Here is a 23,094-nt window from a genome sequence, read left to right as displayed (position 1 = left end):
CGGTTCTCGAAAGTCACACCGGCTGACTCACCGGAGCGAGTTTCAATCGACGGCTCGGCTACACAGTCTTCATCCACTTCGCCAGGCGATGCGCCGCTTCCTCGAGCTGATCGAGGCGGCGGTGGAAGCATAGTCTGAGGAAGCTCTCGCCGCCGGGACCGAAGGCGGTGCCCGGCGCCAGGCCGACATTGGCATTGTCGACGATGTCGAAGGCGGCTTTTCGAGAATCGGTGAGACCGTCGACCCTGAAGAACAGGTAGAAGGCGCCCTGCGGCACGGTGAAACGCGCCTTGCCGGTTTCGCCCAGTATATCGCAGACCAGATCGCGCGCGGCATGCGCGCGCTCCACCTGTTCGGTGATGAAGCCGTCGCCCTCGTCGAGGGCGGCGACAGCGCCGCGCTGCATGAACTGCGCGACGCCCGAGGTCGAGTACTGGATCAGGTTCTCGAACACCTGCTGCAAGGCTGGATGGGTCTTGATCCAGCCCACGCGCCAGCCGGTCATCGCCCAGTTCTTGGAAAAACTGTTGACGAACAGGATACGGTCCTCGGCCGTGGCGATGTCGAGGAAGGACGGCGCGCGGCCATGGCCATAGTGGAACAGCGAATAGATCTCGTCGGCGATCATCCATAGGCCCTTTGCGCGGGCAAGATCGAGGATCGCCTGGAGCGTTTCCTTGTCGGCCGTCCAGCCGGTCGGGTTGGACGGCGTGTTGATGAACAACAGCTTCGTGCGCGGCGTGATCGCGGAGGCGATCTTGTCGACGTCGCAGGACCAGCCATTGCCGGACTGGTCGAGCGTGACCGGCACCGGCACGGCGCCCGCCACGCCGGCGGCGGCGGCGAAATTCGGCCAGGCGGGAGAGAGGTAGATCACCTCGTCGCCGCTGCCGGCGATGGCGTCGATGGCCAGCTGGATGGCATGCATGCCGGATCCGGTGACGATGAACTCCTCCTCGGCGAAGATCTTGCCGAAATGCCTGGCGTAGTAGCGCGCGAGCGCCTGCCGGAGCTCGGGAACGCCTTTCTGCCAGGTGTAGAAGGTCTCGCCACTGGCGAGCCCGCGGGCAGCGGCATCGCTGATGAAGGAAGGCGTCGGCAGATCGCCCTCGCCGGCCCAGAGCGGGATCAGCCCTTCGCGCAGGCGGCCATGGTTGATGACGGCGACGATGCCGCTTTCGGGTGCGGCGCGGGCTTCGGCGCGCAAGGTCTCGATAATGGTCATGGCAAATCCGTGTTCGTGTCGTCAGCGCTCTTATCAGATCGCTAAACGAAAAACCCCGGCCGCCTGGAGCCGGGGTTTTGGTCCAGAGGGCCCACTCTGCGTTACTTCTTGGCGAGCAGGTCGCGGATTTCGGTCAAAAGCTGCACGTCGGCTGGCGGCGGAGCCGCGGGAGCGGCAGGCTTTTCGCGCTCAAGCCGCTTGCGCAGATTGTTCACCGCCTTGACCATCAGGAAGATGATGAAGGCAAGGATCAGGAAATTCAGCACCACAGTGATAAAGCTGCCATAGGCGAAGACGGCGCCCTCTTTCTTGGCATCGGCCAATGCGGCCGAATGGACGTTCGAGGACAGCCCGAAGAAGTAATTGTTGAAGTCCAGCCCGCCGAAAATCGCGCCGACGATCGGCATGATGATGTCGTTGACCAGCGAATCAACGATCTTGCCGAAGGCGGCGCCGATGATGACGCCGACGGCCAGGTCCATCACATTGCCCTTGGAAATGAACTCCTGGAATTCTTTCAGCATTCGACCCTCCTTGCCGTGACGGGCCGCGCTGCCGCCTCACCGATTGTCCTTCGGCGCTGGCCCCAGCCCACAATAACAAAAACCCCCGGTTGCAAAACCGGAAAAACAGCGGAGGCACCGGTTTGTGCTACGCTTCGTCATCGGCCGCATATGCGCCGAAAGCCGCGATGGACTTGGGCCCCGAGCTGTGGTTGCGTCAGGGCGGTCGAGCGTTTCATCGAAATGCCCGGCCGCTTGGGTATTTGTTCTGACGCAATTCCGGACGGCAAATCGCCTGGTAATTTTGCCCGGAATTGGTTGGGCAGGCCGGATGGGAGACCGGCCAGGGAGGAAGCGCGGGCCGTGCAAGGCTGGTTCGTCGTCATCATCGCGATCGCCTATGTGACGCTGCTTTTCGCCATTGCCAGTGTCGGCGACCGGCGTGCCGTCGCCACTGGGCTCGGCCGGGCGAGGCCGTTCATCTATGCGCTCAGCCTGGCCATCTACTGCACCTCCTGGACCTTCTTCGGCTCGGTCGGCCTTTCCTCCGAGCGCGGCCTCGAATTCCTCGGCATCTATACCGGCCCGGTGCTGGTCTTCGTGTTCGGCTTCCCGCTGCTCAACCGCCTGGTCCGACTGGCGAAAAGCGAGAAGATCACCTCGATCGCCGACTTTCTCGGCGCCCGCTACGGCAAAAGCTTCACCGTCGCGGCGATCGCGACGCTGATCGCCACGATCGGCGCGGTGCCCTATATCGCGCTGCAGCTCAAGGCAATCTCGGGCTCGGTCAGCCTGATGATCGAGCACTATACCGGCTCGCCGCCCTCTTTCGATCCGTTCGTCAGCGATATCTCGCTGGTTGTGGCGATGCTTTTGGCGCTGTTCGCGGTGCTGTTCGGCACGCGCCACGCCGACGCCACGGAGCATCAGGACGGGCTGGTTCTGGCGGTTGCAGTCGAGACCGTGGTGAAGCTCGCCGCATTCATAGCCATCGGCCTGATGGTGACGTTCCTGATCTTCGGCGGCCCCGGCGATATGTTCGCCAAGCTCGCCGCGAACGGTCAGGTGCGCCAGGCGATGAGCTACAACACCTCTTTAGCCACCTGGCTGGTGCTGACCACCTTGAGCGGCTTTGCCATCCTGATGCTGCCGCGGCAATTCTATGTCACCATCGTCGAGAACCGCAGCGAGGCCGAACTGCGCACGGCGACCTGGCTGTTCCCGCTCTATCTCGTGGCGATCAACCTCTTCGTGCTGCCGATCGCCTTTGCCGGCCTGTCGCTGGTCGGCACCAAGACCAGCAGCGACCTTTATGTGCTGTCGCTGCCGCTGCTCGGCGGCCATGACGTGCTCGCCATGGCCGCCTTCGTCGGCGGCCTGTCGGCGGCGACCGCCATGGTGATCGTCGAAAGCGTCGCGCTGTCGATCATGATCTCCAATGATCTCATCATCCCGCTGTTCGTGCGCCGCGTGATCAAGACCAGTTCTTCCGAGAACGAGGACTGGTCAACGCTGATCCTCAACGTACGGCGCGCTTCCATCTTCATCCTGCTGTTCATCGCGTTCCTCTATTACCGCGAGAGCACCAACAGCGCGCGGCTGTCCTCGATCGGCCTGATGTCGTTCGCGGCGATCGCACAATTCGCGCCGGCGCTGATTGGCGGTCTGATTTGGCGCCGCGCCAATGGCCGGGGCGCCGCGCTTGGCATGGTCGCGGGCATCGCTGTCTGGGGTTACACGCTTCTTCTGCCTTCGCTCGCCGGGCCCGGTTCCGACATCGTCGTGCATGGGCTGTTCGGCTTCGAGGCGCTGAGGCCACAGGCGCTGTTCGGCACCGTCGGCGAGCCGCTGAACCATGGCGTGCTGTGGAGCCTCTCGGTCAACGCCCTGTTCTTCATGCTGGGGTCGCTGTCGCGCGCGTCCGTGCCGCTTGAGCGCATCCAGGCGGCGATCTTCGTGCCGCGCGAGGCGGGCCCGATGCCAAGCCTCAGGCGGTTTCGCACCGCCGTCACCGTCAACGATCTCAAGGACACGATCTCGCGCTATCTCGGCGTCGAGCGCACGGAGCGCTCCTTCCAGTCCTTCGAGAAGAGCGCAAGCGTTTCGCTCCACGGCAAGGAGCAAGCCAGCATGGATGTCATCCGCTTCTCGGAGCAATTGCTGGCAAGCGCCGTCGGCTCTTCCTCGGCGCGGCTGATCCTGTCGCTGCTCTTCCGCCGCAACGACCGCGATTCCAGGGATGCCTTCAAGCTGCTCGACGACGCCACCGAAGCGCTGCAGCACAATCGCGACCTTTTACAGATCGCGCTCGACCAGATGGAGCAGGGCATCACCGTCTTCGACCGCGATTTCCGGCTGATATGCTGGAACCGGCAGTACCGGCTGCTGTTCGACCTGCCGGACGAAATGGGCCAGGTCGGCGTGTCGCTCGACCGGATCCTGCGCCATCTCGCCGAACGCGGCGATATTCCGGCCGACCAGCGCGTGACGATGCTCAACCGGCTAACCAGCTTCGCCGGGCCATGGCAGATGGAGCTGAAGACCAGCGGCCGCATCCTGGAGCTGCGCTCCAACCCGATGCCCGACGGCGGCATCGTCGCCACCTATGCCGACATCTCCGGCCGCGTCGAGCAGGACCTGGCGCTGAAGCGGGCCAATGAATCTCTGGAGCAGCGGGTCAAGACCCGCACCATCGAGCTCACCCGGGTCAACGAGGAACTGGCGCAGGCGCAGATGCTGGCCGAGGAGGCCAATCTCGGCAAGACGCGCTTCCTGGCCGCCGCCGGCCACGACATCCTGCAACCGCTGAACGCCGCCCGGCTCTATTGCTCGTCGCTGATCGAGAAGGCCGGCAAGGGGCCTGCCGGCAAGGCGGCGGTCAACATCGAGTCCTCGCTGGAATCGGTCGAGACCATCCTCGGCGCGGTGCTTGACATCTCGCGGCTCGACGCCGGCGCCATGAAGCCGGAAGACACCGCCTTCAGCCTCGGCGGACTGCTCAGCCAGATCGGCAACGATTTTCGCCCGCTCGCCGCTGAAAAGAAGCTCGAGCTCACGATCATCCCATCCTCGCTCGGTGTCATGACCGACCGCAATTTGCTGCGCCGGCTGATCCAGAACCTGGTCTCGAACGCCATCAAATACACGCGCCAGGGCCGCATCTTGGTCGGCGTGCGGCGGCGCGGCGAGCTGGCCGAGATCCAGGTGATCGACACCGGCATCGGCATCGCCGGCGACAAGCTCAACACCGTTTTCCATGAGTTCACGCGCCTCGATGAGGGCGTGCGCGAAGCGGAAGGCCTTGGCCTGGGGCTCTCCATCGTCGACCGCATCGCCCGGGTGCTGAGGCTCGAAATCCGCATTTTCTCCAACCCAGGCAAAGGCACGCGCTTTTCCGTCATCCTGCCGGTCGCCGCAGTCGCGGCGCCGCCGCGCGAGATCGGCAGGGCGCCGGCCCGCTCCGCATCGACGCTTGCCGGGCTCAATGTGCTCTGCATCGACAATGACGCGCGCATCCTCGACGGCATGCGGCTGCTGCTTGAAGGCTGGGGCTGCCGTGTCGAGACGGCTTCGGGATCGGCAGAGCTCGTGCTGCCCGGCAGGGCGAGGCCGGACGTCGTGCTGGCAGACTATCATCTCGACGGCGGCACCGGGCTCGATGCAATCGCCAGGCTGCGAGCCGCCTACGGCCAGGACCTGCCCTGCGTGCTGGTCACCGCCGATCGCTCCAGCGAGGTGCGCGCCGCCGCAAGCCAGCTCGACATTCCGGTCGTCAACAAGCCGGTGAAGCCCGCCGTGCTGCGCTCGATGATGGCAAGGGTCAGGCCGCTGGCGCCGGCGGCGGAGTGATTTTATGGACTGCCCTCAGCCACGATGGCCGAGACTTTTGAGATAGGCGCAGAGCATGTCGGCGAGCGCGTCGGAATAGGCTTCGATCTCGCCGGCCGTCCGCTCCTTCTCCGAGAAATCCGCTCCCACGGCGCTCAGTGTCCTCATCATCAGTTCGCCGGCCAGAGCGCGATCGGAATCCGGCGCGTCAGGAAGCGTCTCGCGCACGAAGGCCTCGACGGTCCGGTTCGCCGTCGCCCTCGCCTCCTGCGCCTCCGGCGCATCCCGGTAGAGCGGCGCGGCGTCGTTCAGCGCGACGCGCACCGCCGCCTCCTCGCATTCCGAGCGGATGAAGGCATGGACCAGCGTTCTTATCCGTTCGAGCGGCGATAGCTCGGCGTTTTCGAGGATGCCGCACAAGAGCTCGGTGGTCTGGCGCCATTCGTCGCTCTGCAGCCGGAACAGCAGCGCCGCCTTGTTCGGGAAATACTGGTAGAGCGAGCCGACGCTGACGCCGGCCCTTTCGGCGACGCGCGTGGTGGTGAAACGCTGCGCCCCCTCGCTCGCCAAAACCTGAGCGGCCGCCTGGAGAATGGCCGCGACAAGCTCCGTGGCGCGCGCCTGTTTGGGCTGTTTTCGGGTGGAAATTGAAGGGCTTGGGCGAATGGTCACGGACGCGCTCGGAAATGCGAATTGGAAACCTGAAGGATTATTCGTATTTTTCGAAGCAACACAAGAACCCGCCCGGAGACAGTCATGACCACCTTGACCGCAACCCCTTTGGCTCCGCTGCTCGCGCGCCTGTTCAAGGAAGCCGATGCGGCGACCAGCCCGGCGATCGCCCGCTACTCGCGCGAGGAACGGACGCGCCTCACTCACAGCAAGACCGAATACCGCCAGTTCTACGGCAGCCTGAAGGACTTGTGGCTCGCGGTCTCGCCGGAGACCGGCACGCTGCTCTACATGCTGGCGCGCAGCACCGGTGCGCGCATCATCGTCGAGTTCGGCATCTCGACGCTCTATCTTGCCGCGGCGCTGCGCGACAATGGCGGCGGCCGCCTGATCACGACGGAATTCGAGCCGTCCAAGGTGGTGCGGGCCAAGTCAAACCTGACGGAAGGCGGCCTCATCGACCTGGTGGAGATCCGCGAGGGCGACGCGGTGGAAACGCTGAGCAGGGACCTGCCCGACCGGATAGACCTGCTGCTGCTCGACGGCGCCAAGGCGCTCTATCCGGAGATATTGAGCCTCGTCGAGAGCCGGCTCAGGCCCGGCGCGCTGGTCATCGCAGACAATGCCGACTTCTCGCCCTCCTATCTGGAACGGGTGCGCGCCCCGGCCGGCGGTTACATGTCGACGCCGTTCGGCGACGACGTGGAGCTGTCGATGCGGCTGAACTGAACACCCTCCAACAATAAACCCATGCTGTCCGTCGGGCAGCCGTAGGCGTTTACGTCAACCAACGCGCAATCCCGGCCTTCGGGCCTTTTGACGCGTAGGTGACATCATGACCATCCTCCCATCGTCCTGGCGCGGGCTGCCGCGTCCGGCCCTGCTCGGCCTCTTCCTGTTCTTCTGCGCCGGTTTCGCGGACGGCGCGCTGGTGCCTTTCTTTCCACTGTGGGCGAGCAGCGAGGCGAACATCCCGATCGGCGCCATCGGCCTCTTGTTCGCCTGCTATGCCGGCGGCGAACTCGTCGCCGCGCCGCTGATCGGCGGCATCGCCGACCGGATCGGCCGGCGGCCGGTGCTGATCCTGTCGTCGCTCGGTGTCGGCTGCGGCTTCATCGCGCTGTTCTTCGTCCATGGCGTCGCCGCCACCGCGGCCGTGCTGCTGTTGACCGGCATGTGCGAGTCGGTGCTCCACCCGACCATCCTCACCGCGATCGCCGACGTGACCGAGCCGGCAGCGCATCCGCGCTGGTTCGGCATGGCAAGGGTGAGTTCGAGCGCCGGACAGATCCTCGGCCCGGCCTGCGGCGCGCTGCTGGCGCTCGTTTCGCTCGGCAGCGTGTTCCTGGCCGGCGGCGGCATGCTCATCCTTGGCGGCATCGTCATGATCGTCGCATTCGCCGAAACGCATGGCAGCGGTCGTGCCGAAGACGAAGCGGAGGAAGAGGACGGCCTGTCGGCGCTGCTGCCGGCTTTCCGCGACGGCCGCCTGGCGAAGCTGCTCGCCTGGCTCGTGCTGTTCGAGATTTCCGGCAACTGGATCGAGGCCGTCATCCCGCTCTACGCGCAGGATGCAGGCTCGCTCACCCCGTCCGGCGTCGGCGCGCTGTTTGCCTATGCGGCCGCCCTGACGGTCGGCCTGCAGATGCTGGTCAGCCGCTTTGCCGAGACGCGGTCGGCTCTTTGGCTGGCAGCCGGTGCGGGCATCTCGACCATCGCCGCCTTTTCGCTGCTGGCGGCCTCGCCGGCCATGATCTCGCTCGTCGCTGCGGTCAGCCTTTGCGCGGTGGGACAGATGCTGGTCGGGCCGCTGGTGCCGACGGCCGTCAACGCGTTGGCGCCGTCGGCGCGGCGCGCCTCCTATATGGCGGCTTCTTCCGTGGCGGTCGACCTCAAGGACTCGCTCGGGCCGTCGATCGGCACCGCACTCTATGCGCTGGCGCCGCGCCTGCCCTGGATCGCCGGCATTCCGCTGGTGGCCATCGCCTCGCTTGGTCTCGGCGCGGCGATCGGGCACGCTCGCAATCCTTCAGGCCCGACCGAGGACGATGCCTCGTCGCAGTTGGGCTCCGCCGTCGAAAATTATCGCTGACGGGCGCAGGCCGCCGACCCGACGCGAAGCGACCGCATCATCGCTTCGCGTCGGGTCGGATTCAGTTAGGGTGAAAAGCTTCGCCTCAAGTGGCCTGCGGTCAGCCAACCGGCTGCAACGGGTCATTGCCGATCTTGGAAAGCTGGATGACCGCCTGGGTGCGGCTGTCGACGCCGAGCTTCTGCAATATGGCCGAGACATGGGCCTTGATGGTGGCCTCGGAGACGCCGAGCTCATAAGCGATCTGCTTGTTGAGCAGGCCTTCCGCCAGCATGCCGAGCACGCGCGTCTGCTGCGGCGTCAGCGCCTGCAGGCGCTTGATCAGGTCGGAGATCTCCGGGTCGCGCTCGACGCCGAGCTCGATGCCGGCAGGTGCTGCTATGTCGCCAGCAAGCACGGCCTGCACAGCGGCGCGGATTTCTTCCATGCTGGCCGATTTGGAGATGAAGCCGGAAGCGCCGAGATCGAGGGCGCGGCGGATGGTGACGGGATCGTCATGCGCCGACACCACGACCAGCGGCACCGCCGGATGGATGCCGCGCAGCGCAATCAGGCCGGAAAGGCCGCTGGCGCCCGGCATCGACAGGTCGAGCAGCACCATGTCGATATCCTCATTGGCCAGCACCAGCGCCTTGGCGCTTTCGAAATCCCCGGCCTCGTGGATGGCGGCAACATCACCGATACCGGCCAGCGCCTCCTTCAGCGCGCCGCGAAAAAGCGGATGGTCGTCGGCAATGACGAAAGTGTGGCCCGACGGCAAATATTCCTCCCCCGATCCCATCATCATTTGTGTGCTTCTTGCGGGGACCGGAATGATTATGCGGCGGCGCGGCGCTTTTTCAAGCGGCAAAGGCCGCGCGCGGGGTTTTCCCCAGGGTCGGCCCGGCTGTTGTTTGCGCAATTCCGGACGGAAAACCGCTGTGCGCTTTCCCGGAATTGCGTCCCGGCTCAGGTCTTCTGCTGGTTAAGCTTGCCGCCGCCGTCGCCGTCTTCCTTGTCCATGTCCTTGACGATGTCCTTGAAGGTCCGGAAGAAGCGTTCCATGTAGCCCATGGTCCTGTTGAAATCCTCTTCGCTCGGCAGTTGCGATTCCAGCCGGGCGGAGAGCGAATTCTCCAGCTTGGCGACCCGCGCATCGAGGGCCTTGACCGAATTGTCCAGCCGGTCGATCTCGTCCTGGTAGGCGGCGCGCTCGTCCGCCGCCATCTTGCAGACGAGCTGGCCGGTGCGCTCCTCGCAGATCGACATGGCGCCGGTCCTCGTATCCATGCGGACATAGCCGTTGGCCGACTTCTCCAAACGGTAGTGGTCGGTCTCCTCGGAAAAGGCGGAAGCGGCAACCAACGAGCAAAGCGCCGCGGGGATCAGGATGTGCTGCAGACGCATATCGTCCTCCATGAGCCAGTGAAGGCCGGCTATCACAGGTTTGCGCCGGAAATGGGGAAGAGTCGAGCTTCAAGCCTTTCCCGCTCCTTCGGTTAAGACTATAGCGCGGGAATGTCTCAGATTATCTACAAGATCGCCCCCGAGGCGCTGTGGCGCGAAGCCGAAAAGAACGGGCGCTTCACCGGCGCGCCGATCGACCTCGCCGACGGCTTCATCCATTTTTCCACGGCTGCGCAGGTGCGCGAGACGGCGGCGAAACATTTCGCCGGCCAGAGGGGTCTGCTGCTGGTCGCCATCGACGCGGCAAAGCTGGGCGACGCGCTGAAATACGAGGTGTCACGCGGCGGCGCGCTGTTCCCGCATCTCTACGCCCCACTCGCTCTCGATGCCGTCCTTTGGGCCAAGCCTTTGCCGCTCGGCGCCGGAGGCCACGAATTCCCGGCGCTGGAGGGCGAATGAGCGTGCTCGACCGGATCGGCCAGAAGCTGCTTTTCTCCTTCGATCCGGAAACCGCGCATGGCCTGTCGATCGCGGCTTTGCGCTGCGGGCTGCCGGTCGGAGCGACGTCGCCACGCGACGCGCGGCTCAAGATCAGGCTTTGCGGGCTCGACTTCCCGAATCCGATCGGCATGGCCGCCGGCTACGACAAGAACGCCGAAGTGCCGGACGCGCTGCTAGGGCTTGGCTTCGGCTTCGCCGAAGTTGGCACCATCACGCCGCTGCCGCAGCCCGGCAATCCGAAGCCGCGCATCTTCCGCCTGACGGCGGACGAGGCGGTGATCAACCGGCTGGGCTTCAACAATGAAGGTCATGCGGCCGCCGAAAAGCGGCTTGCCGCGCGCAAGGGGCGGCCTGGCATTGTCGGCGTCAACATCGGCGCCAACAAGGACAGCGCCGACCGCATCGCCGACTATGAGCGCGGCGTCGCCCGCTTCGCGCCCCATGCGAGCTATCTGACCGTCAACATCTCCTCGCCCAACACACCGGGCCTGCGGAACATGCAGGCGCGCGAGCAGCTTGGCGAATTGTTGGCGCGGGTGATGGCCGCGCGTGCCGCGGCCGCCGCGCAGCCGCCGGTCTTCCTCAAGATCGCGCCGGATCTCGTCGAGGCGGAACTGGAAGACATCGCCGCCGAGGCCGCCGAGAAGAGGATCGACGGCGTCATCGTCTCCAACACGACGCTGGCGCGGACCGGATTGCGGAGCGGCGGCGTGGCCAATGAAGCCGGCGGCCTCTCGGGAAAACCATTGTTCGAGCGTTCGACCGCGGTTCTGGCCCGGATGCGCAAGCTGCTCGGACCGCAGATGGCAATCATCGGTGTCGGCGGCGTCGACTCCGCCGAGACGGCGCTGGAGAAAATCCGCGCCGGCGCGGATCTCGTCCAGCTCTACACCGGCATGATCTACGCCGGGCCGGCGTTGCCGGGGCGCATCATTGCCGGCATGGCGCGCTTCGTGGAGCGGGAACGGCTCAAATCCATCGCGGAGCTGCGCGACAGCGGCTGCGCAAGCTGGTCCGAACGACTCTGACGCACAGCATCAGGAGGACGGAAGATGGCCGAGATTCTGAGTTCCGTCGTGGACGCGATCGGTGGAACACCACTGGTCCGGCTCGACCGGCTGACGGCGCAAGCCGGCGTCGACGGCACAATCCTCGCCAAGCTGGAATATCTCAATCCGGGCTTTTCCAAGAAGGATCGTGCGGCGCTTGGGATAATCGAGGAGGCCGAAAAATCCGGCGCCATCAAGCCGGGACAAACGGTGGTCGAGCTTACCTCCGGAAATATGGGCACGGGCCTCGCGATCGTCTGCGCGGTCAGGGGTTACCCCTTCGTCGCGGTGATGTCGAAGGGCAACTCCGAAGAGCGCGCCCGGATGATGACGGCGCTCGGCGCGGAAGTGATTCTGGTGGACCAGTTGCCGGGGTCGGTGCCGGGGCAGGTCTCGGGCGGCGATCTGGCGCTCGTCGAGCAGGCCGCCAGAGCGGTGACGGCGGAACGAGGCGCCTACCGCGCCGACCAGTTCCATCGCGACGGCAACTGGCTTGCGCATTATCACGGGACCGGCCCGGAAATCTGGGACGCCAGCCATGGCGCCGTCGACGCATTCGTCGACTTCATCGGCTCGGGCGGCACCTATGCCGGGGTGGCGAGGGCGCTTAAGGAACGCAATCCCCTGATCAAGTGTTTCATCGTCGAGCCTGAGGGCGCCGCGGCGGCGGCGGGCGAGACGATCACCCAACCCGAACACCCCATTCAAGGCGGCGGCTACGCCATGCCGGACCTGGCGTTCCTGACCGACGCGCCCGTCGATGGCTATCTTCAGGTTTCCGGCGACGAGGCACGCGAGACCACGCGCCTGCTGGCGCACGCCGAAGGCATCTTCGCCGGCTTCTCCTCCGGAGCGAACGTGGCCGCCGCGCTACGTCTCCTACGCGGCGATCAAGCGGGCAAGACGATCGCCGTCGTGATTTGCGACGCCGGTCTGAAGTACCTCTCGACCGACCTCTGGAGCTGAGGAACGCCGGCGCTCGGCCGGAGCCGACCAATCGGGGCTAAAATGCGGTGCGCACCCTGAGCCTCAGCACCGCAAGCAAGCTCACTCCGCGCACCAGCAGGAAGACATGCAGCGACGCCCATAGCCCGTTGTTGCCGAAGGCCGGCGCCAGCGTGACGAGCGCGGCGCTGAAGGCGAGAAACGACAAAAGCATCATGTTGCGCATGTCGCGCGACCAGGTGGCGCCGATGAAGACGCCATCCATCTGGAAGGCCAGCACGCCGCTCAGCGCCGTGAAGGCCGCCCAGGGCAGATAAATGTCGGCGACTTCGCGGACCTCCGGCGAGGTCGTGACCAGCGCCACCAGGCTCGCGCCAGCAGTCAGCAGGATAAGGCTGGCGGCGGCCGCGAGGCCAAAACCCCAGATCAGCGTCAGCCGCACCGCCTGCCGGAAGGGAGCAGGCGCCTGCGCGCCGATGGCGCGGCCCGCGAGCTGCTCGGCGGCGGTGGCGAAACCGTCGAGGAAATAGCCGGCGACGAGGAAGAAATTCATCAGCACGGCGTTGGCGGCAAGCGTCACAGTGCCGAACTGCGCGCCCTGCCTGGTGAACAGCGCGAAGGCGGCGAGCAGCGAAAAGGAGCGGATCATGATGTCGCGGTTGAGCGACAGCATGCGCCGATAGGCCGGCAAATCGAGGATGCGGCGGCGCGAGGGCCGCTCCAGCCTGCGGAAGCGGTTGAGCACGATGGCAAGGCCAAGCAGCATGGCCAGGAACTCGCCGGTGACCGTCGCCCAGGCGACGCCGGCAACACCCCAGCCGAGCTCGAGGCCGAGGAGAAAGCAGAGCACGATGTTGATGCCGTTGAGCACCGCCTGCAGCATCAGCCCGAGCCCGCCTTCGCCGCGCCCCAGCACGTAGCCCAATATGGCGTAGTTGATCAGCGAGAAAGGGGCGGCGAGCAGCCTGATGCGGATATAGATGGACATCGCCGCGCTGACGCGCGGCTCGGCGCCCATGAACCACTGGCCGGCCACGGCAAAGAGCGGCGAAAGGGCGGCCAGTATGACGCCGGCGACGACCGCGATCAGCACGGCGCGCCACAGCACCGCCTGCTCTTCCAGCGCATCGCCGCGCCCGAAGGCCTGGGCGACAAGGCCGGTGGTGCCCGAGCGCAGGAAGTTGAAGGTGGTGAAGACGACGTCGAAGACCAGCGATCCCGCCGCCAGGCCGCCGAGCAGGGCCGCGTCGCCGAATTGGCCGACCACCGCCGTGTCGACGATGCCGAGCAGCGGCGTCGTCAGATAGGCAAGCGTCATCGGCACGGCGATCGCCAGCACCGAGCGGTTGGTGACGGCGAAGGACCTGACATTGGCTTCAGTCGCGTCCAAGGGGATTGCTGCCTTTTGATTGCGGCTTGATCGAGGACCCGATGTGCCCCAGTTTGCCGGCGTCACGCAACCACATCCGCCGGACTGCCAACCGAATTCCAAACCTGGCGCAGCCCCCGATACATGCCGCTACAGATCGTCCATCACCCCGACTATGACGCCGGCTTCGCCGTCAACCATCGCTTTCCGATGAGCAAATATCCGCTTTTGATGGAGGCCTTACGCTCGCGCGGACTGACCGCGCCGGAAGCACTCTCGATGCCGGAACCGGCGCCGGCATCACGGCTCAAGCTTGCCCACGCAGCCGACTATGTCGACCAGGTGATCGCCTGCCAGGTTCCGCAGATGATAGAGCGCGAGATCGGCTTTCCGATCGGCCCGCGCGTGTCGCTGCGGGCTCAGCTCGCCACGGCGGGCACGGTGCTGGCGGCCAGGCTGGCGCTGAAACACGGCATCGCCTGCAACGCCGCCGGCGGCAGCCATCACGCCAGGCGCGCGCAAGGCGCCGGCTTCTGCACCTTCAACGATGTTGCAGTCGCCGCGCTGGCGCTGCTGGCCGAAGGCGCCGTCGAAAACGTGCTGATTGTCGATCTCGACGTGCATCAGGGCGATGGCACGGCCGACATTCTGAAGGACGAACCGCGCGCCTTCACCTTTTCCATGCATGGCGAGCGCAATTATCCGGTGCGCAAGATCGCTTCCGACCTCGACATCGCACTGCCGGACGGCACCGGCGACGCCGCCTATCTCGAGCGGCTCGCCACCATCCTGCCGGAACTGTCCAGGCAAAGAAGCTGGGACATCGTCTTCTACAATGCGGGCGTGGATGTGCATGCCGAGGACAGGCTGGGCCGGCTGGCGCTGAGCGACGATGGCCTCAGCGCCCGCGAAGACATGGTCATCGGCCATTTTCGTAGCCACGGCGTGCCGCTGTGCGGCGTCATCGGCGGCGGCTACTCGACCGATGTGCCGGCACTCGCCGCGCGCCACGCCATGTTGTTCGAGGCTGCCTCGCGATACGCGTGATGCCACGCTGGGCTATTTCCTGTAGCTGGCGATCCGAAGCAAGATGAACACAGGAACGACGATCGCGGCGCCGAGCAGGATATAGCCGAGGAAGCGGTCGACGGCGTGGAAGCCGAGATTCCACAGATCCACGAAGAACTGGCGGATACCGTAGACGACGTCCATCGGCGACCAGCCGAAGGCATGCATGACGAGGCCGACGAGGAAGGAGACCACGAGCAGTTTCAGGAACACCCTGAGCGGCGTGTCGCCAAGAAAGCGCGTCAGTGCGGACAAGGCCATTCTCCGGTTCGAGCCGCCCGATTCGGCGGCGCGGTACCAGAGATACGCACTCGGCTGTCTACCATCAAGCCGGCGGCATGTGAGAGGGAGCCTGCGTCAGCCGCCGGCCGGCAAGTTGGAAAGCTCCAGCAGTTGGCTGAGCGGAGAACCGGCGGGGATAGGACGGTTGCCGAGCCGCTCCTTGAGCGAGTTGTCGCAGAGATGGATGCAGAGCGTGCGCGGGGTCACGATGTCCGCAAGCGAAAGGCCAGGGTCGAGCAACAACGAGACCTGAGCGTAGTGGACCGGATAGAAGACGTCGATGGCCGAGGCGTGATCGATGACACTGGCCCTACCGGCAAAGTAGGTCATCGCGCAGGGCCCGAGCATGCCCCATCCATAGTGCGAGATATCAATCGGCAGGCCTATCGCCTTGCGCCAATGGTAGCGTCGGCGCTTGCGCTCGCCGAGCCACGGGGCGATGAAATAGGGATCGTCGACCATCTTCAGCGCCTCGCACAGCATGTCGCTGTCCGAGGGCAGTTTCAGCACGGCGCCGTTGAGTTCGGTGTCGGTCTGGTAGCCGAATATGTAAGCGGCTTGCGGAATCGGCTTCAAGCAATAGACATCGCAATCGACATAGAGGCCCATTCCGGCCTCAAGGATCTTCAACCGGTAGAGGTTGGAGAACAATGAAGGACTGCCGTTGGATCTATAGGTGACAATGCGTTCCCTCGGCATCAGCCGGGAGGCATCGAAAACCTCGACGCCCTCGGGCACATTGTCCGGGACGTCATAACAATGAAGACGTACCCGGTGCCCGGCGAGCAGGAAGGAACGCAGACAGGCAGCATGGATTTTGCCAAGCGCGCGGCCGATCCAAAGGGCGTTTACGACGGGTTCCAACGGTGTCATGCGGCACGCCCGGCCGCGATGGCGCCCGCCTGAGCAATAAATTCGCCGACGATCCTTGGCGGTGATCGCAATTCGCGCATGGCATCGCGATAGGCCGCCGCACGACTTTCGAGTTCCGATATCGGCTCGCGCAGATCGCTCACCAGGTCCCGCGAGCAGGCCGTATGCGGTCGGAAACATCGCTTTGCGGCTGCGCTGAGGGAGTTCGCCGGCACGCCGACGGGTACCGAACCGGCATAAGCGCACTCGACATACTTCATCAATTCGACATTGAAGCGGGTACCGCACAGGAAGAAGTGCGTGAAACGAGCGACAAGAGCGACAAAGCGATCATGGGTGATGTCGTGCCGCGGCGGCTTGCCCTGTTCGGGATAGCCCGGATGCTCCAGATCGTGGACAAGGTATCTCAGCAACGGAGACCAGCGCCGCCTGCGGCGCAAGGCGTAGCGGACCGGATAGAGGCCTCGCGAATTGGCGCCCGACAGGAAGAGCCTGCGGCTGCGGCCTCGAAGAGGGGCGTCGATCTCTCGCGCGGAATCGTAGGCGAATGGAAGCCGGGCGACGCCGGATATCTTGAGTCGCGTGGTGAAAGCCAGGAACGGACCTTCCGGGTCGTAGGTCGTCGCGTAATGAACGCCGGGAAGGTCGGCGCAATCGAAGATGAAGCGGACGTTGGGGTTGGCCGCGTCCGGCATGTCGGGATCGCTGATCCGAAAGAAGATCGGAGGCCGGCCCCTCGCGGGATGTTCGAGGTAACGCCTGAGGCGCGCTACGTCTGCCTGCTCGAGACGGTTGTCGACGACGCCGATGTTGAAATCGCCAGCGTCCAGCCCGCTGATCGGCCTGACTTCCCAGCCGAGCGGGCGCGCAAAAGCCGGACCGACGCCCGGATAGATCGCCTTTTCGTAAGGATGAGTGTCGGAATAGAAATAGATGATCCGCAATACGATGCCCCAGACCGCCGCTGTGCGGGCACCGGTGCCTGACGGGCAGTGTCCTTCGCGGCAAGCGAAACCCCAGCATTTTGTAATTCATGTCGAGAGGTTCCGGCAATGCCGCTCGATACAGCGAGAGCTTCGGTCCGGTGGCACGGATGACGCCCGGCTCCACAGGTTAGTCCAATCGCTTTGCCGATTGCTTGCAGCCGGGGCCTCATGGTAACGAGGGCTCGCGCGGGTATGATGTAATGGTAGCCTGTCAGCTTCCCAAGCTGAACGCGCGGGTTCGATTCCCGCTACCCGCTCCAGTCTCTCAACCTGTTTGCTTGAACGTCGTGGCGCGCTGCTGCGCGACGCTGGCAGAGTTCTCCAAACACGGAATCGGGTCTTGCAGTGATCGTGCAAGACCCGATCCACGTCACTCAATCCTTAACCGGCGCCGGAACTACAGCCAGATATTGATCCAATAGCGCTCGCGCCAGCAGCGGCGGCGCCAGCGCCCATGACGCCAATAGCGGCGGCAGACGTGCCTCCAGCCACGCCGGCGGCGACGCCGGCGATGGCGCCAGCGCCAATCTCCGTAATAATGACGCCGGTGGGAGACCAGCTCCACTTCGGCCGGATCGTCGCCTTCGAAGACCGCGTTGTCCGGCTTGTCGAGCTCGTCCAGGATCCCGTTGCCGCCGGGAATACCGGCAACCGCCTTGCCGGGTCCGGCCAGGCTTGCAAGTGCCGCCGCTCCCGCAACGCCAAGCATTCCAGTCAGAAACAACCGACGTTCCATCAAAAACCTCCCGAGCTGTTGAGCATCGGCGGCTCTTCCCTCACCCGCAACGGGCTCCAGCGAGCGACCGATCGGTTTGAACGTAGAAGTAGCGTTCTCGTTCCATCACCCCACTTCGCGCAAGATGAAGTCGTGCAGCATTTTCGCGGCGGGCGAGAGCACGCGATTCTTGACCGTGATCAGGCTGTAGGGCCGGACCTCGATATCGAACTCGGTCTGAACCACGTCGATGGCGCCGGCGAGACCGTCGGCCCCCTGGATGAACCTGGCGACCTGGATCGAGACCGGCGCGATGGCGTCGGATTGCGCCACCATCACCAGGGTGAGCAACAGCGACGAGGTGTTGAGGATGCGGTCGGGCAGCGGAATGTCGCGGTTCAAAAAGTTGCTTTCCATCGCTTGGCGCAGCGGCGAGCCGCCGGACTGGAACACCCAGTCATAGGCTGCCGTGTCTTCCAGCCGCACCATCTTGCCGCTCGCCAGCGGGTGGCCGCGGCGCACGATCAGGCAGGCCTTCTCGACGCCGATAACACGCGATTCGAAGAGCCGCGGGTTAAGGTCGTCGGGAATGCGGGCGATGATGAAGTCGTGGCGCGAGGCGATCAACTCGCGGGCAAGCACGTTCGAGGTCTCGACCTGCATGGTGATCTCGATGCGCGGATAGATGCGGCGGATTTCGCGAATCGCCGGCACGGCCAACTCGATTGCCGGAGCCGTCACCGCGCCGAGGAACACAGAGCCGCCCTTGCCGGCCTTGAGCTCGGAAATCTCGCGATCGGCCTCCCGCATCTCGAGCAGGATCGAGCGGGCGCGCCGCGCGAGCGCCTTGCCATAAGGGGTCAGCGTCACGCCGCGCGGCAGCCGCTCGCACAACTTGACGTCGAGCACCGCCTCCATCTCGGCGATCATGCGGGACGCGGCGGGCTGCGAGATGTTCATGACCTGCGCGGCGGCGCTCACCCGTCCGTGATCGTCCAGCGCGGTGATCATGCGCATGTGGCGGAGGCTCAGGCCGCTGCGCAGCAGCGTCTCGCCGTCTCCCGGCGATTTCTCGTAACCACCTGAAATCGCGCCGAAATCTTGCATTGCCGCCATGATCCTGGACCTCCGCAGCGGGTTTCCGTTCAACCCTCTAAGCCATATCAGTTTCGATATAGCAACCACCAAAGATCGCATTTGACAGTTATGTCAAAGGGCCACACCCTTCGCGCGTTCCGAGGCGCAGGGGTCGGTAACGAGCGAATTCGTATCGATTGAAACTGCGTCGCGGGGCCGATTGGGAGGATACCGGAGATCGATAAAGCCGACAGAGGCGCGCCAGCGCATCTGCCCGGCTGCGCGGCCCGCGAAGCCCCGAGGTCGCGACCATCAACCAGGGAGAGTAATCGTGAAGATCATCAAGACGCTGGCCGCCGTGGCGGCCCTTGGCATTGCCGCTATGAGCTATTCGGCGCACGCGGCCGACAAGGGCCTCATCGGTGTGCTGATGCCGACCAAGACCTCGCAGCGCTGGATCAACGACGGCGATGCCGTCAAGTCCCAGCTCGAGAAGCTCGGCTACACGGTCGACCTGCAATACGCGCAGGACGACATCCCGAACCAGCTCAGCCAGCTGGAAAATGAAATCACCAAGGGCCCGAAGGCGCTGATCATCGCATCGATCGACGGCACCACCATGGCGGACGCGCTGCAGAAGGCCAATGATGCCGGCGTCGTCGTCGTCGCCTATGACCGCCTGATCAAGAAGACCCCGAATGTCGACTACTACACCACCTTCGACAATTTCGGCGTCGGCGTGATCCAGGCGAATTCGCTGGTCAAGGGCCTCAAGGAGCGCTTCCCGAACACCAAGCCGTGGAACGTCGAGCTGTTCGGCGGCTCGCCGGACGACAATAACGCCTTCTTCTTCTACAACGGCGCGATGTCGGTCCTGCAGCCGCTGATCGATGACGGCTCGATCAAGATCAAGTCCGGCCAGATGGGCATGGACAAGGTCGGCACGCTGCGCTGGCTCGCCGCCACCGCCCAGGCGCGCATGGACAACCTGCTTTCGGCCAACTACTCGGACGGCAGCCGCGTCGACGGCGTTCTGTCGCCTTATGACGGCCTGTCGCGCGGCATCACCGCCTCGCTGCGCGCCGTCGGCTACGGCACGGATGCCCAGCCCTGGCCGATCGTGACCGGCCAGGACGCCGAGACCGCCTCGGTCAAGCTGATCATCTCGGGCGAGCAGTATTCGACGGTGTTCAAGGACACCCGCGAACTGGCCAAGTCGACCGTGGAGCTGGTCGACAAGGTGCTCTCCGGCGGCAAGCCTGAGGGCCTCGACACCAAAACCTATAACAATGACGTCAAGGTCGTTCCCTCGATCCTGCTGACGCCGGTTGAGGTCGACAAGTCGAACTACGAGAAGCTGGTCGTCGAGTCCGGCTACATCAAGGCCGAAGAGCTGAAGTAATCCAGTCTTACAGGAAGGGGTCCTGCGCGGCCGCAGGACCCCTTTTCGTTCAAAAACGACCCCGGTATTGTTTTGCCGGCTTCTGTGGCGTCACGCGCCGCAGTATGTTGATTTCGCGCATGAGCCCTTCCGGAGTCCGATCCGGAGCCTTGCGCCCAAGGAGCAGACCCGATGGCCTCGACGATTTTGGAGATGCGCGACATCACCAAGACGTTCCCCGGCGTGAAGGCGTTGTCGAACGTCAATCTCAGCGTTGAGGAAGGTGAGATCCACGCCATCGTGGGCGAGAACGGCGCCGGCAAGTCGACGCTGATGAAGGTGCTGTCAGGCGTCTACCCATCCGGGACCTATGATGGCCAGATCGTCTTTCGCGGCCAGGAATGCCATTTCAAGGGCATTCACGACAGCGAGCATATCGGCATCGTCATCATCCATCAGGAGCTTGCCCTGGTGCCGATGCTGTCGATCGCGGAAAACATCTTCCTCGGCAACGAGCACGCCAGCTATGGCGTCATCGACTGGGACGCGAATGAGACGCGCACGGCCGCCCTGCTCAAGAAAGTCGGGCTGAAGGAAGATCCCAAGACGCTGATCACCAATATCGGAGTCGGCAAGCAGCAGCTGGTCGAAATCGCCAAGGCGCTCAGCAAGGAAGTGAAACTCCTGATCCTGGACGAGCCGACGGCCTCGCTCTCAGAAAAAGACAGCCAGGCGCTGCTCGACCTCCTGCTCGAGTTCAAGCGCCAGGGCATGACCTCGATCCTGATCTCGCACAAGTTGAACGAGGTGAACCGTGTCGCCGACAAGGTGACGGTGATCCGCGACGGGCGCACCATCGAGACCTTGCCGAGGAAGGACATCTCGGAAGACCGCATCATCACCTCGATGGTCGGCCGTTCCCTCGACGACCGCTACCCGCCGCGCGAGCCGCAGATCGGCGAGGTCATTCTCGAGGTCAAGGACTGGTCGGTCTACCACCCGATCCACGCCGAGCGCCAGGTGATCAAGAACGTCAACCTCAATGTGCGCAAGGGCGAGGTGGTGGGCATTGCCGGGCTAATGGGCGCCGGCCGCACAGAATTCGCGATGAGCCTGTTCGGCCGCTCCTATGGCCGGCACATCACCGGCGAGGTGTCGCTCCACGGCAAGCCGCTCGACCTCTCGTCGGTGAGCAAGGCGGTGGAGAACCGCATCGCCTATGTGACCGAGGACCGCAAGACCTATGGCCTCAACCTCATCGACCACATCAAGCACAATGTGACTTTGGCCAACCTCTCCGGCGTTTCCAGCCGCGGCGTCATCGACGACATGCGCGAGATGAGCGTCGCCAACGACTACCGCAAGAAGACCAACATCCGCGCCTCCAGCGTCTATCAGCTGACCGGCAACCTGTCGGGCGGCAACCAGCAGAAGGTGGTGCTGTCGAAATGGCTGTTCGCCGATCCGGAAGTGCTGATCCTCGACGAGCCGACGCGCGGCATTGACGTCGGCGCCAAGTACGAAATCTATACGATCATCGCCCGCCTCGCCGCCGAGGGCAAAGCGATCATCGTCATCTCGTCGGAAATGCCCGAATTGCTCGGCATCACCGACCGCATCTATGTGATGAACGAAGGGCGTATCGTCGGCGAAATGGCGGCAAGCGACGCCAGCCAGGAAAAAATCATGCGCGCCATCGTTCGCGGAGAAGGAAAAAAAGCATCATGAGCACAGAAAGCGCTCCCGCACCGCAGAGCGGCACAGCCGAGGACGTCAAGCAGGGTCCCCGCATCGCCGTGTCGGCGCTGACGACGAATCTGCGCGAATACGGCCTGATCATCGCGCTGATCGTCATCATGCTGTTCTTCCAGTACACGACGTCGGGCACGCTGTTCAAACCGGTGAACCTCTCGAACCTGGTGCAGCAGAACTCGTTCATCATCGTGATGGCGCTGGGCATGCTGCTGGTGATCGTCGCCGGCTATATCGACCTCAGCGTCGGATCGGTGGCAGGCTTCATCGGCGCGCTCGCGGCGATGATGATGGTGATCTGGCCGCTCGGCATATTCTCGAATCCGCTGGTGGTGTCGATCGTCTGCCTGATCGTCGGCGCGCTGATCGGCGCGGCGCAAGGCTACTGGATCGCCTATCACAAGATACCGAGCTTCATCGTGACGCTGGCCGGCATGCTGATCTTCCGCGGCATCTGCCAGGCGCTGCTTGGCGGCGGCTCCTCGGTCGGCCCGCTGCCGGACAGCTTCAAGGCGCTGAGCTCCGGCTTCATTCCTGACGTGATCGGCCCGCTGACGCTGATCCCGCCGACGGTCAATGCCGCCGGCAAGACCATCGTCGGCAGCGGCTTGACGCTACACATGACGACGATCGTGCTCGGCCTGATCGCGGTGCTCGCCTACGCCTATTTCGGCTTCCGGACGCGGCGCAAGCGCGAGCGTCATGGCTATGAGGCGGAGCCCTTCCCGCTGTTCGTCGTCAAGACGCTGGTCGGCAGCGTGCTGGCGCTATTCCTGGTGTTCCAGTTCGCGAGCTACCGGGGCCTGCCGGTCGTGCTGCTGGTGATGGGCGTGCTCATCTCGCTATTCGTCTTCGTCACCAAGCGCATGACCATCGGCCGCCGCATCTATGCCATGGGCGGTAACGCCAAGGCGGCGCAGCTGTCGGGCATCAACACCGAAAGGCTGACGCTGATGGTCTTCATCAACATGGGCGTGCTGTCGGCTCTGGGCGGCCTGATCATCGCGGCGCGCCTCGGCCAGGCCGTGCCGGCCGCCGGCCTCGGCTCAGAGCTCGACGTCATCGCGGCCGTCTTCATCGGCGGCGCCTCGGCAATGGGCGGCGTCGGCCAGGTGATCGGCGCCGTGGTCGGCGGCTTCATCATGGGCGTGATGAACAACGGCATGTCGATCATGGGCGTCAATGTCGACTGGCAGCAGGTGGTCAAGGGCCTGGTGCTGCTCGGCGCCGTCATCTTCGACGTCTACAACAAGAACAAGGCTTAACGGCCGGAACAAGTTCAGGAGGAATACGGGTTCCAGATCGCGACGCTGCCGGCAACCCGTCGGCGCCAAGAAGTCCAGGCAAGGACCGAGCTCGCGAACGCAATCCGGACGAAGAGTTTCAACCG

21 protein-coding genes and 1 tRNA gene are annotated in these 23,094 nt (G+C 64.5%); 11 read left to right on the top strand and 11 right to left on the bottom strand.

What is annotated here, in order from left to right; all coding sequences use genetic code 11:
- Positions 1–58 precede the first annotated feature (58 nt).
- Positions 59–1,225, bottom strand: a complete 1,167-nt coding sequence (locus EN862_RS29565; protein WP_127867474.1) for a pyridoxal phosphate-dependent aminotransferase — start codon at positions 1,223–1,225, stop codon at positions 59–61.
- A gap of 101 nt (positions 1,226–1,326) precedes the next feature.
- Entirely contained in the window at positions 1,327–1,749 is a 423-nt protein-coding gene (mscL, locus tag EN862_RS29560; RefSeq protein ID WP_127867475.1) for a large conductance mechanosensitive channel protein MscL, read from the bottom strand.
- Between the two features lie 342 nt (positions 1,750–2,091).
- Between mscL and EN862_RS29555 the strand changes: the two genes are divergently transcribed.
- A complete protein-coding gene (locus EN862_RS29555) occupies positions 2,092–5,577 on the top strand; it encodes a PAS domain-containing hybrid sensor histidine kinase/response regulator (RefSeq protein ID WP_193771603.1) in 3,486 nt (1,161 codons plus the stop codon).
- A 15-nt stretch (positions 5,578–5,592) separates the two neighbouring features.
- Here the strand turns inward: EN862_RS29555 and EN862_RS29550 are convergent, their stop codons facing one another.
- The gene (locus tag EN862_RS29550) at positions 5,593–6,228 is read right to left on the bottom strand and encodes a TetR family transcriptional regulator (RefSeq protein ID WP_127867477.1); all 636 of its coding nucleotides are present in this window, start codon (positions 6,226–6,228) and stop codon (positions 5,593–5,595) included.
- Between the two features lie 84 nt (positions 6,229–6,312).
- Between EN862_RS29550 and EN862_RS29545 the strand changes: the two genes are divergently transcribed.
- Together EN862_RS29545 and EN862_RS29540 are read left to right on the top strand one after the other, a co-directional pair.
- Positions 6,313–6,957, top strand: a complete 645-nt coding sequence (locus EN862_RS29545) for a class I SAM-dependent methyltransferase (protein WP_127867478.1) — start codon at positions 6,313–6,315, stop codon at positions 6,955–6,957.
- A gap of 106 nt (positions 6,958–7,063) precedes the next feature.
- The gene (locus tag EN862_RS29540; RefSeq protein ID WP_127867479.1) at positions 7,064–8,320 is read left to right on the top strand and encodes an MFS transporter; all 1,257 of its coding nucleotides are present in this window, start codon (positions 7,064–7,066) and stop codon (positions 8,318–8,320) included.
- 100 nt (positions 8,321–8,420) lie between these two features.
- On the opposite strand, the gene EN862_RS29535 is transcribed toward EN862_RS29540, so the two are convergent.
- Entirely contained in the window at positions 8,421–9,080 is a 660-nt protein-coding gene (locus EN862_RS29535) for a response regulator transcription factor (protein ID WP_127306323.1), read from the bottom strand.
- Between the two features lie 188 nt (positions 9,081–9,268).
- Positions 9,269–9,706 (bottom strand): hypothetical protein, encoded by a 438-nt coding sequence (locus EN862_RS29530; RefSeq protein ID WP_127867480.1) that lies wholly within the window; start codon positions 9,704–9,706, stop codon positions 9,269–9,271.
- A 111-nt stretch (positions 9,707–9,817) separates the two neighbouring features.
- Here EN862_RS29530 and EN862_RS29525 point away from each other — a divergent pair, with 111 nt between their 5' ends.
- The 3 genes from EN862_RS29525 to EN862_RS29515 are packed head-to-tail and all read left to right on the top strand — an operon-like array spanning position 9,818 to position 12,222.
- Positions 9,818–10,165, top strand: coding sequence for a DUF952 domain-containing protein (locus tag EN862_RS29525; RefSeq protein WP_127867481.1), 348 nt, complete (start codon positions 9,818–9,820; stop codon positions 10,163–10,165).
- The gene (locus tag EN862_RS29520; RefSeq protein ID WP_127867482.1) at positions 10,162–11,235 is read left to right on the top strand and encodes a quinone-dependent dihydroorotate dehydrogenase; all 1,074 of its coding nucleotides are present in this window, start codon (positions 10,162–10,164) and stop codon (positions 11,233–11,235) included. Before EN862_RS29525 ends, EN862_RS29520 begins: the two co-directional genes overlap by 4 nt.
- 24 nt (positions 11,236–11,259) lie before the next feature.
- A complete protein-coding gene (locus EN862_RS29515; RefSeq protein ID WP_127867483.1) occupies positions 11,260–12,222 on the top strand; it encodes a cysteine synthase family protein in 963 nt (320 codons plus the stop codon).
- 37 nt (positions 12,223–12,259) lie between these two features.
- On the opposite strand, the gene EN862_RS29510 is transcribed toward EN862_RS29515, so the two are convergent.
- Positions 12,260–13,591 carry an MATE family efflux transporter gene (locus EN862_RS29510; protein ID WP_245519730.1) on the bottom strand — a complete coding sequence of 444 codons (1,332 nt, stop codon included), beginning with the start codon at positions 13,589–13,591 and terminating at the stop codon, positions 12,260–12,262.
- A 123-nt stretch (positions 13,592–13,714) separates the two neighbouring features.
- On the opposite strand from EN862_RS29510, the gene EN862_RS29505 reads away from it, so the two are divergent.
- Positions 13,715–14,617 carry a histone deacetylase gene (locus tag EN862_RS29505; protein WP_127867484.1) on the top strand — a complete coding sequence of 301 codons (903 nt, stop codon included), beginning with the start codon at positions 13,715–13,717 and terminating at the stop codon, positions 14,615–14,617.
- A 12-nt stretch (positions 14,618–14,629) separates the two neighbouring features.
- Here the strand turns inward: EN862_RS29505 and EN862_RS29500 are convergent, their stop codons facing one another.
- The 3 genes from EN862_RS29500 to EN862_RS29490 form a co-directional block, all read right to left on the bottom strand.
- Positions 14,630–14,899: a DUF6460 domain-containing protein gene (locus EN862_RS29500; protein ID WP_193771602.1), complete on the bottom strand. Its 270-nt coding sequence runs from the start codon at positions 14,897–14,899 to the stop codon at positions 14,630–14,632.
- Positions 14,900–14,995: 96 nt separating this feature from the next.
- Positions 14,996–15,793, bottom strand: a complete 798-nt coding sequence (locus EN862_RS29495) for a galactosyltransferase Lgt5 (RefSeq protein ID WP_127867486.1) — start codon at positions 15,791–15,793, stop codon at positions 14,996–14,998.
- Positions 15,790–16,737 (bottom strand): hypothetical protein, encoded by a 948-nt coding sequence (locus tag EN862_RS29490; protein ID WP_127867487.1) that lies wholly within the window; start codon positions 16,735–16,737, stop codon positions 15,790–15,792. Before EN862_RS29490 ends, EN862_RS29495 begins: the two co-directional genes overlap by 4 nt.
- A gap of 228 nt (positions 16,738–16,965) precedes the next feature.
- Here EN862_RS29490 and EN862_RS29485 point away from each other — a divergent pair.
- Positions 16,966–17,039 (top strand) — tRNA-Gly (locus EN862_RS29485).
- 137 nt (positions 17,040–17,176) lie between these two features.
- Here EN862_RS29485 and EN862_RS29480 read toward each other — a convergent pair.
- Both EN862_RS29480 and EN862_RS29475 read right to left on the bottom strand, forming a co-directional pair.
- Positions 17,177–17,515, bottom strand: a complete 339-nt coding sequence (locus EN862_RS29480) for a protamine-2 (modular protein) (RefSeq protein ID WP_127867488.1) — start codon at positions 17,513–17,515, stop codon at positions 17,177–17,179.
- Between the two features lie 105 nt (positions 17,516–17,620).
- Positions 17,621–18,610, bottom strand: coding sequence for a LysR family transcriptional regulator (locus tag EN862_RS29475; RefSeq protein ID WP_127867489.1), 990 nt, complete (start codon positions 18,608–18,610; stop codon positions 17,621–17,623).
- Positions 18,611–18,902: 292 nt separating this feature from the next.
- Between EN862_RS29475 and chvE the strand changes: the two genes are divergently transcribed.
- From chvE to mmsB, 3 genes are all read left to right on the top strand, one after another.
- Positions 18,903–19,973, top strand: a complete 1,071-nt coding sequence (chvE, locus tag EN862_RS29470; RefSeq protein ID WP_127867490.1) for a multiple monosaccharide ABC transporter substrate-binding protein — start codon at positions 18,903–18,905, stop codon at positions 19,971–19,973.
- A gap of 171 nt (positions 19,974–20,144) precedes the next feature.
- The gene (gene mmsA / locus EN862_RS29465; RefSeq protein WP_127867491.1) at positions 20,145–21,680 is read left to right on the top strand and encodes a multiple monosaccharide ABC transporter ATP-binding protein; all 1,536 of its coding nucleotides are present in this window, start codon (positions 20,145–20,147) and stop codon (positions 21,678–21,680) included.
- A complete protein-coding gene (gene mmsB, locus EN862_RS29460) occupies positions 21,677–22,969 on the top strand; it encodes a multiple monosaccharide ABC transporter permease (protein ID WP_127867492.1) in 1,293 nt (430 codons plus the stop codon). The genes mmsA and mmsB overlap by 4 nt, the downstream gene beginning before the upstream one ends.
- The last annotated feature ends 125 nt before the right edge of the window (positions 22,970–23,094 follow it).

Origin of the sequence: Mesorhizobium sp. M2E.F.Ca.ET.219.01.1.1, assembly GCF_004016445.2 — a bacterium.
Lineage (GTDB): Bacteria > Pseudomonadota > Alphaproteobacteria > Rhizobiales > Rhizobiaceae > Mesorhizobium.
The sequence above is the reverse complement of the archived record's forward strand: the minus strand, read 5'-3'. Positions and strand labels throughout refer to the sequence as shown.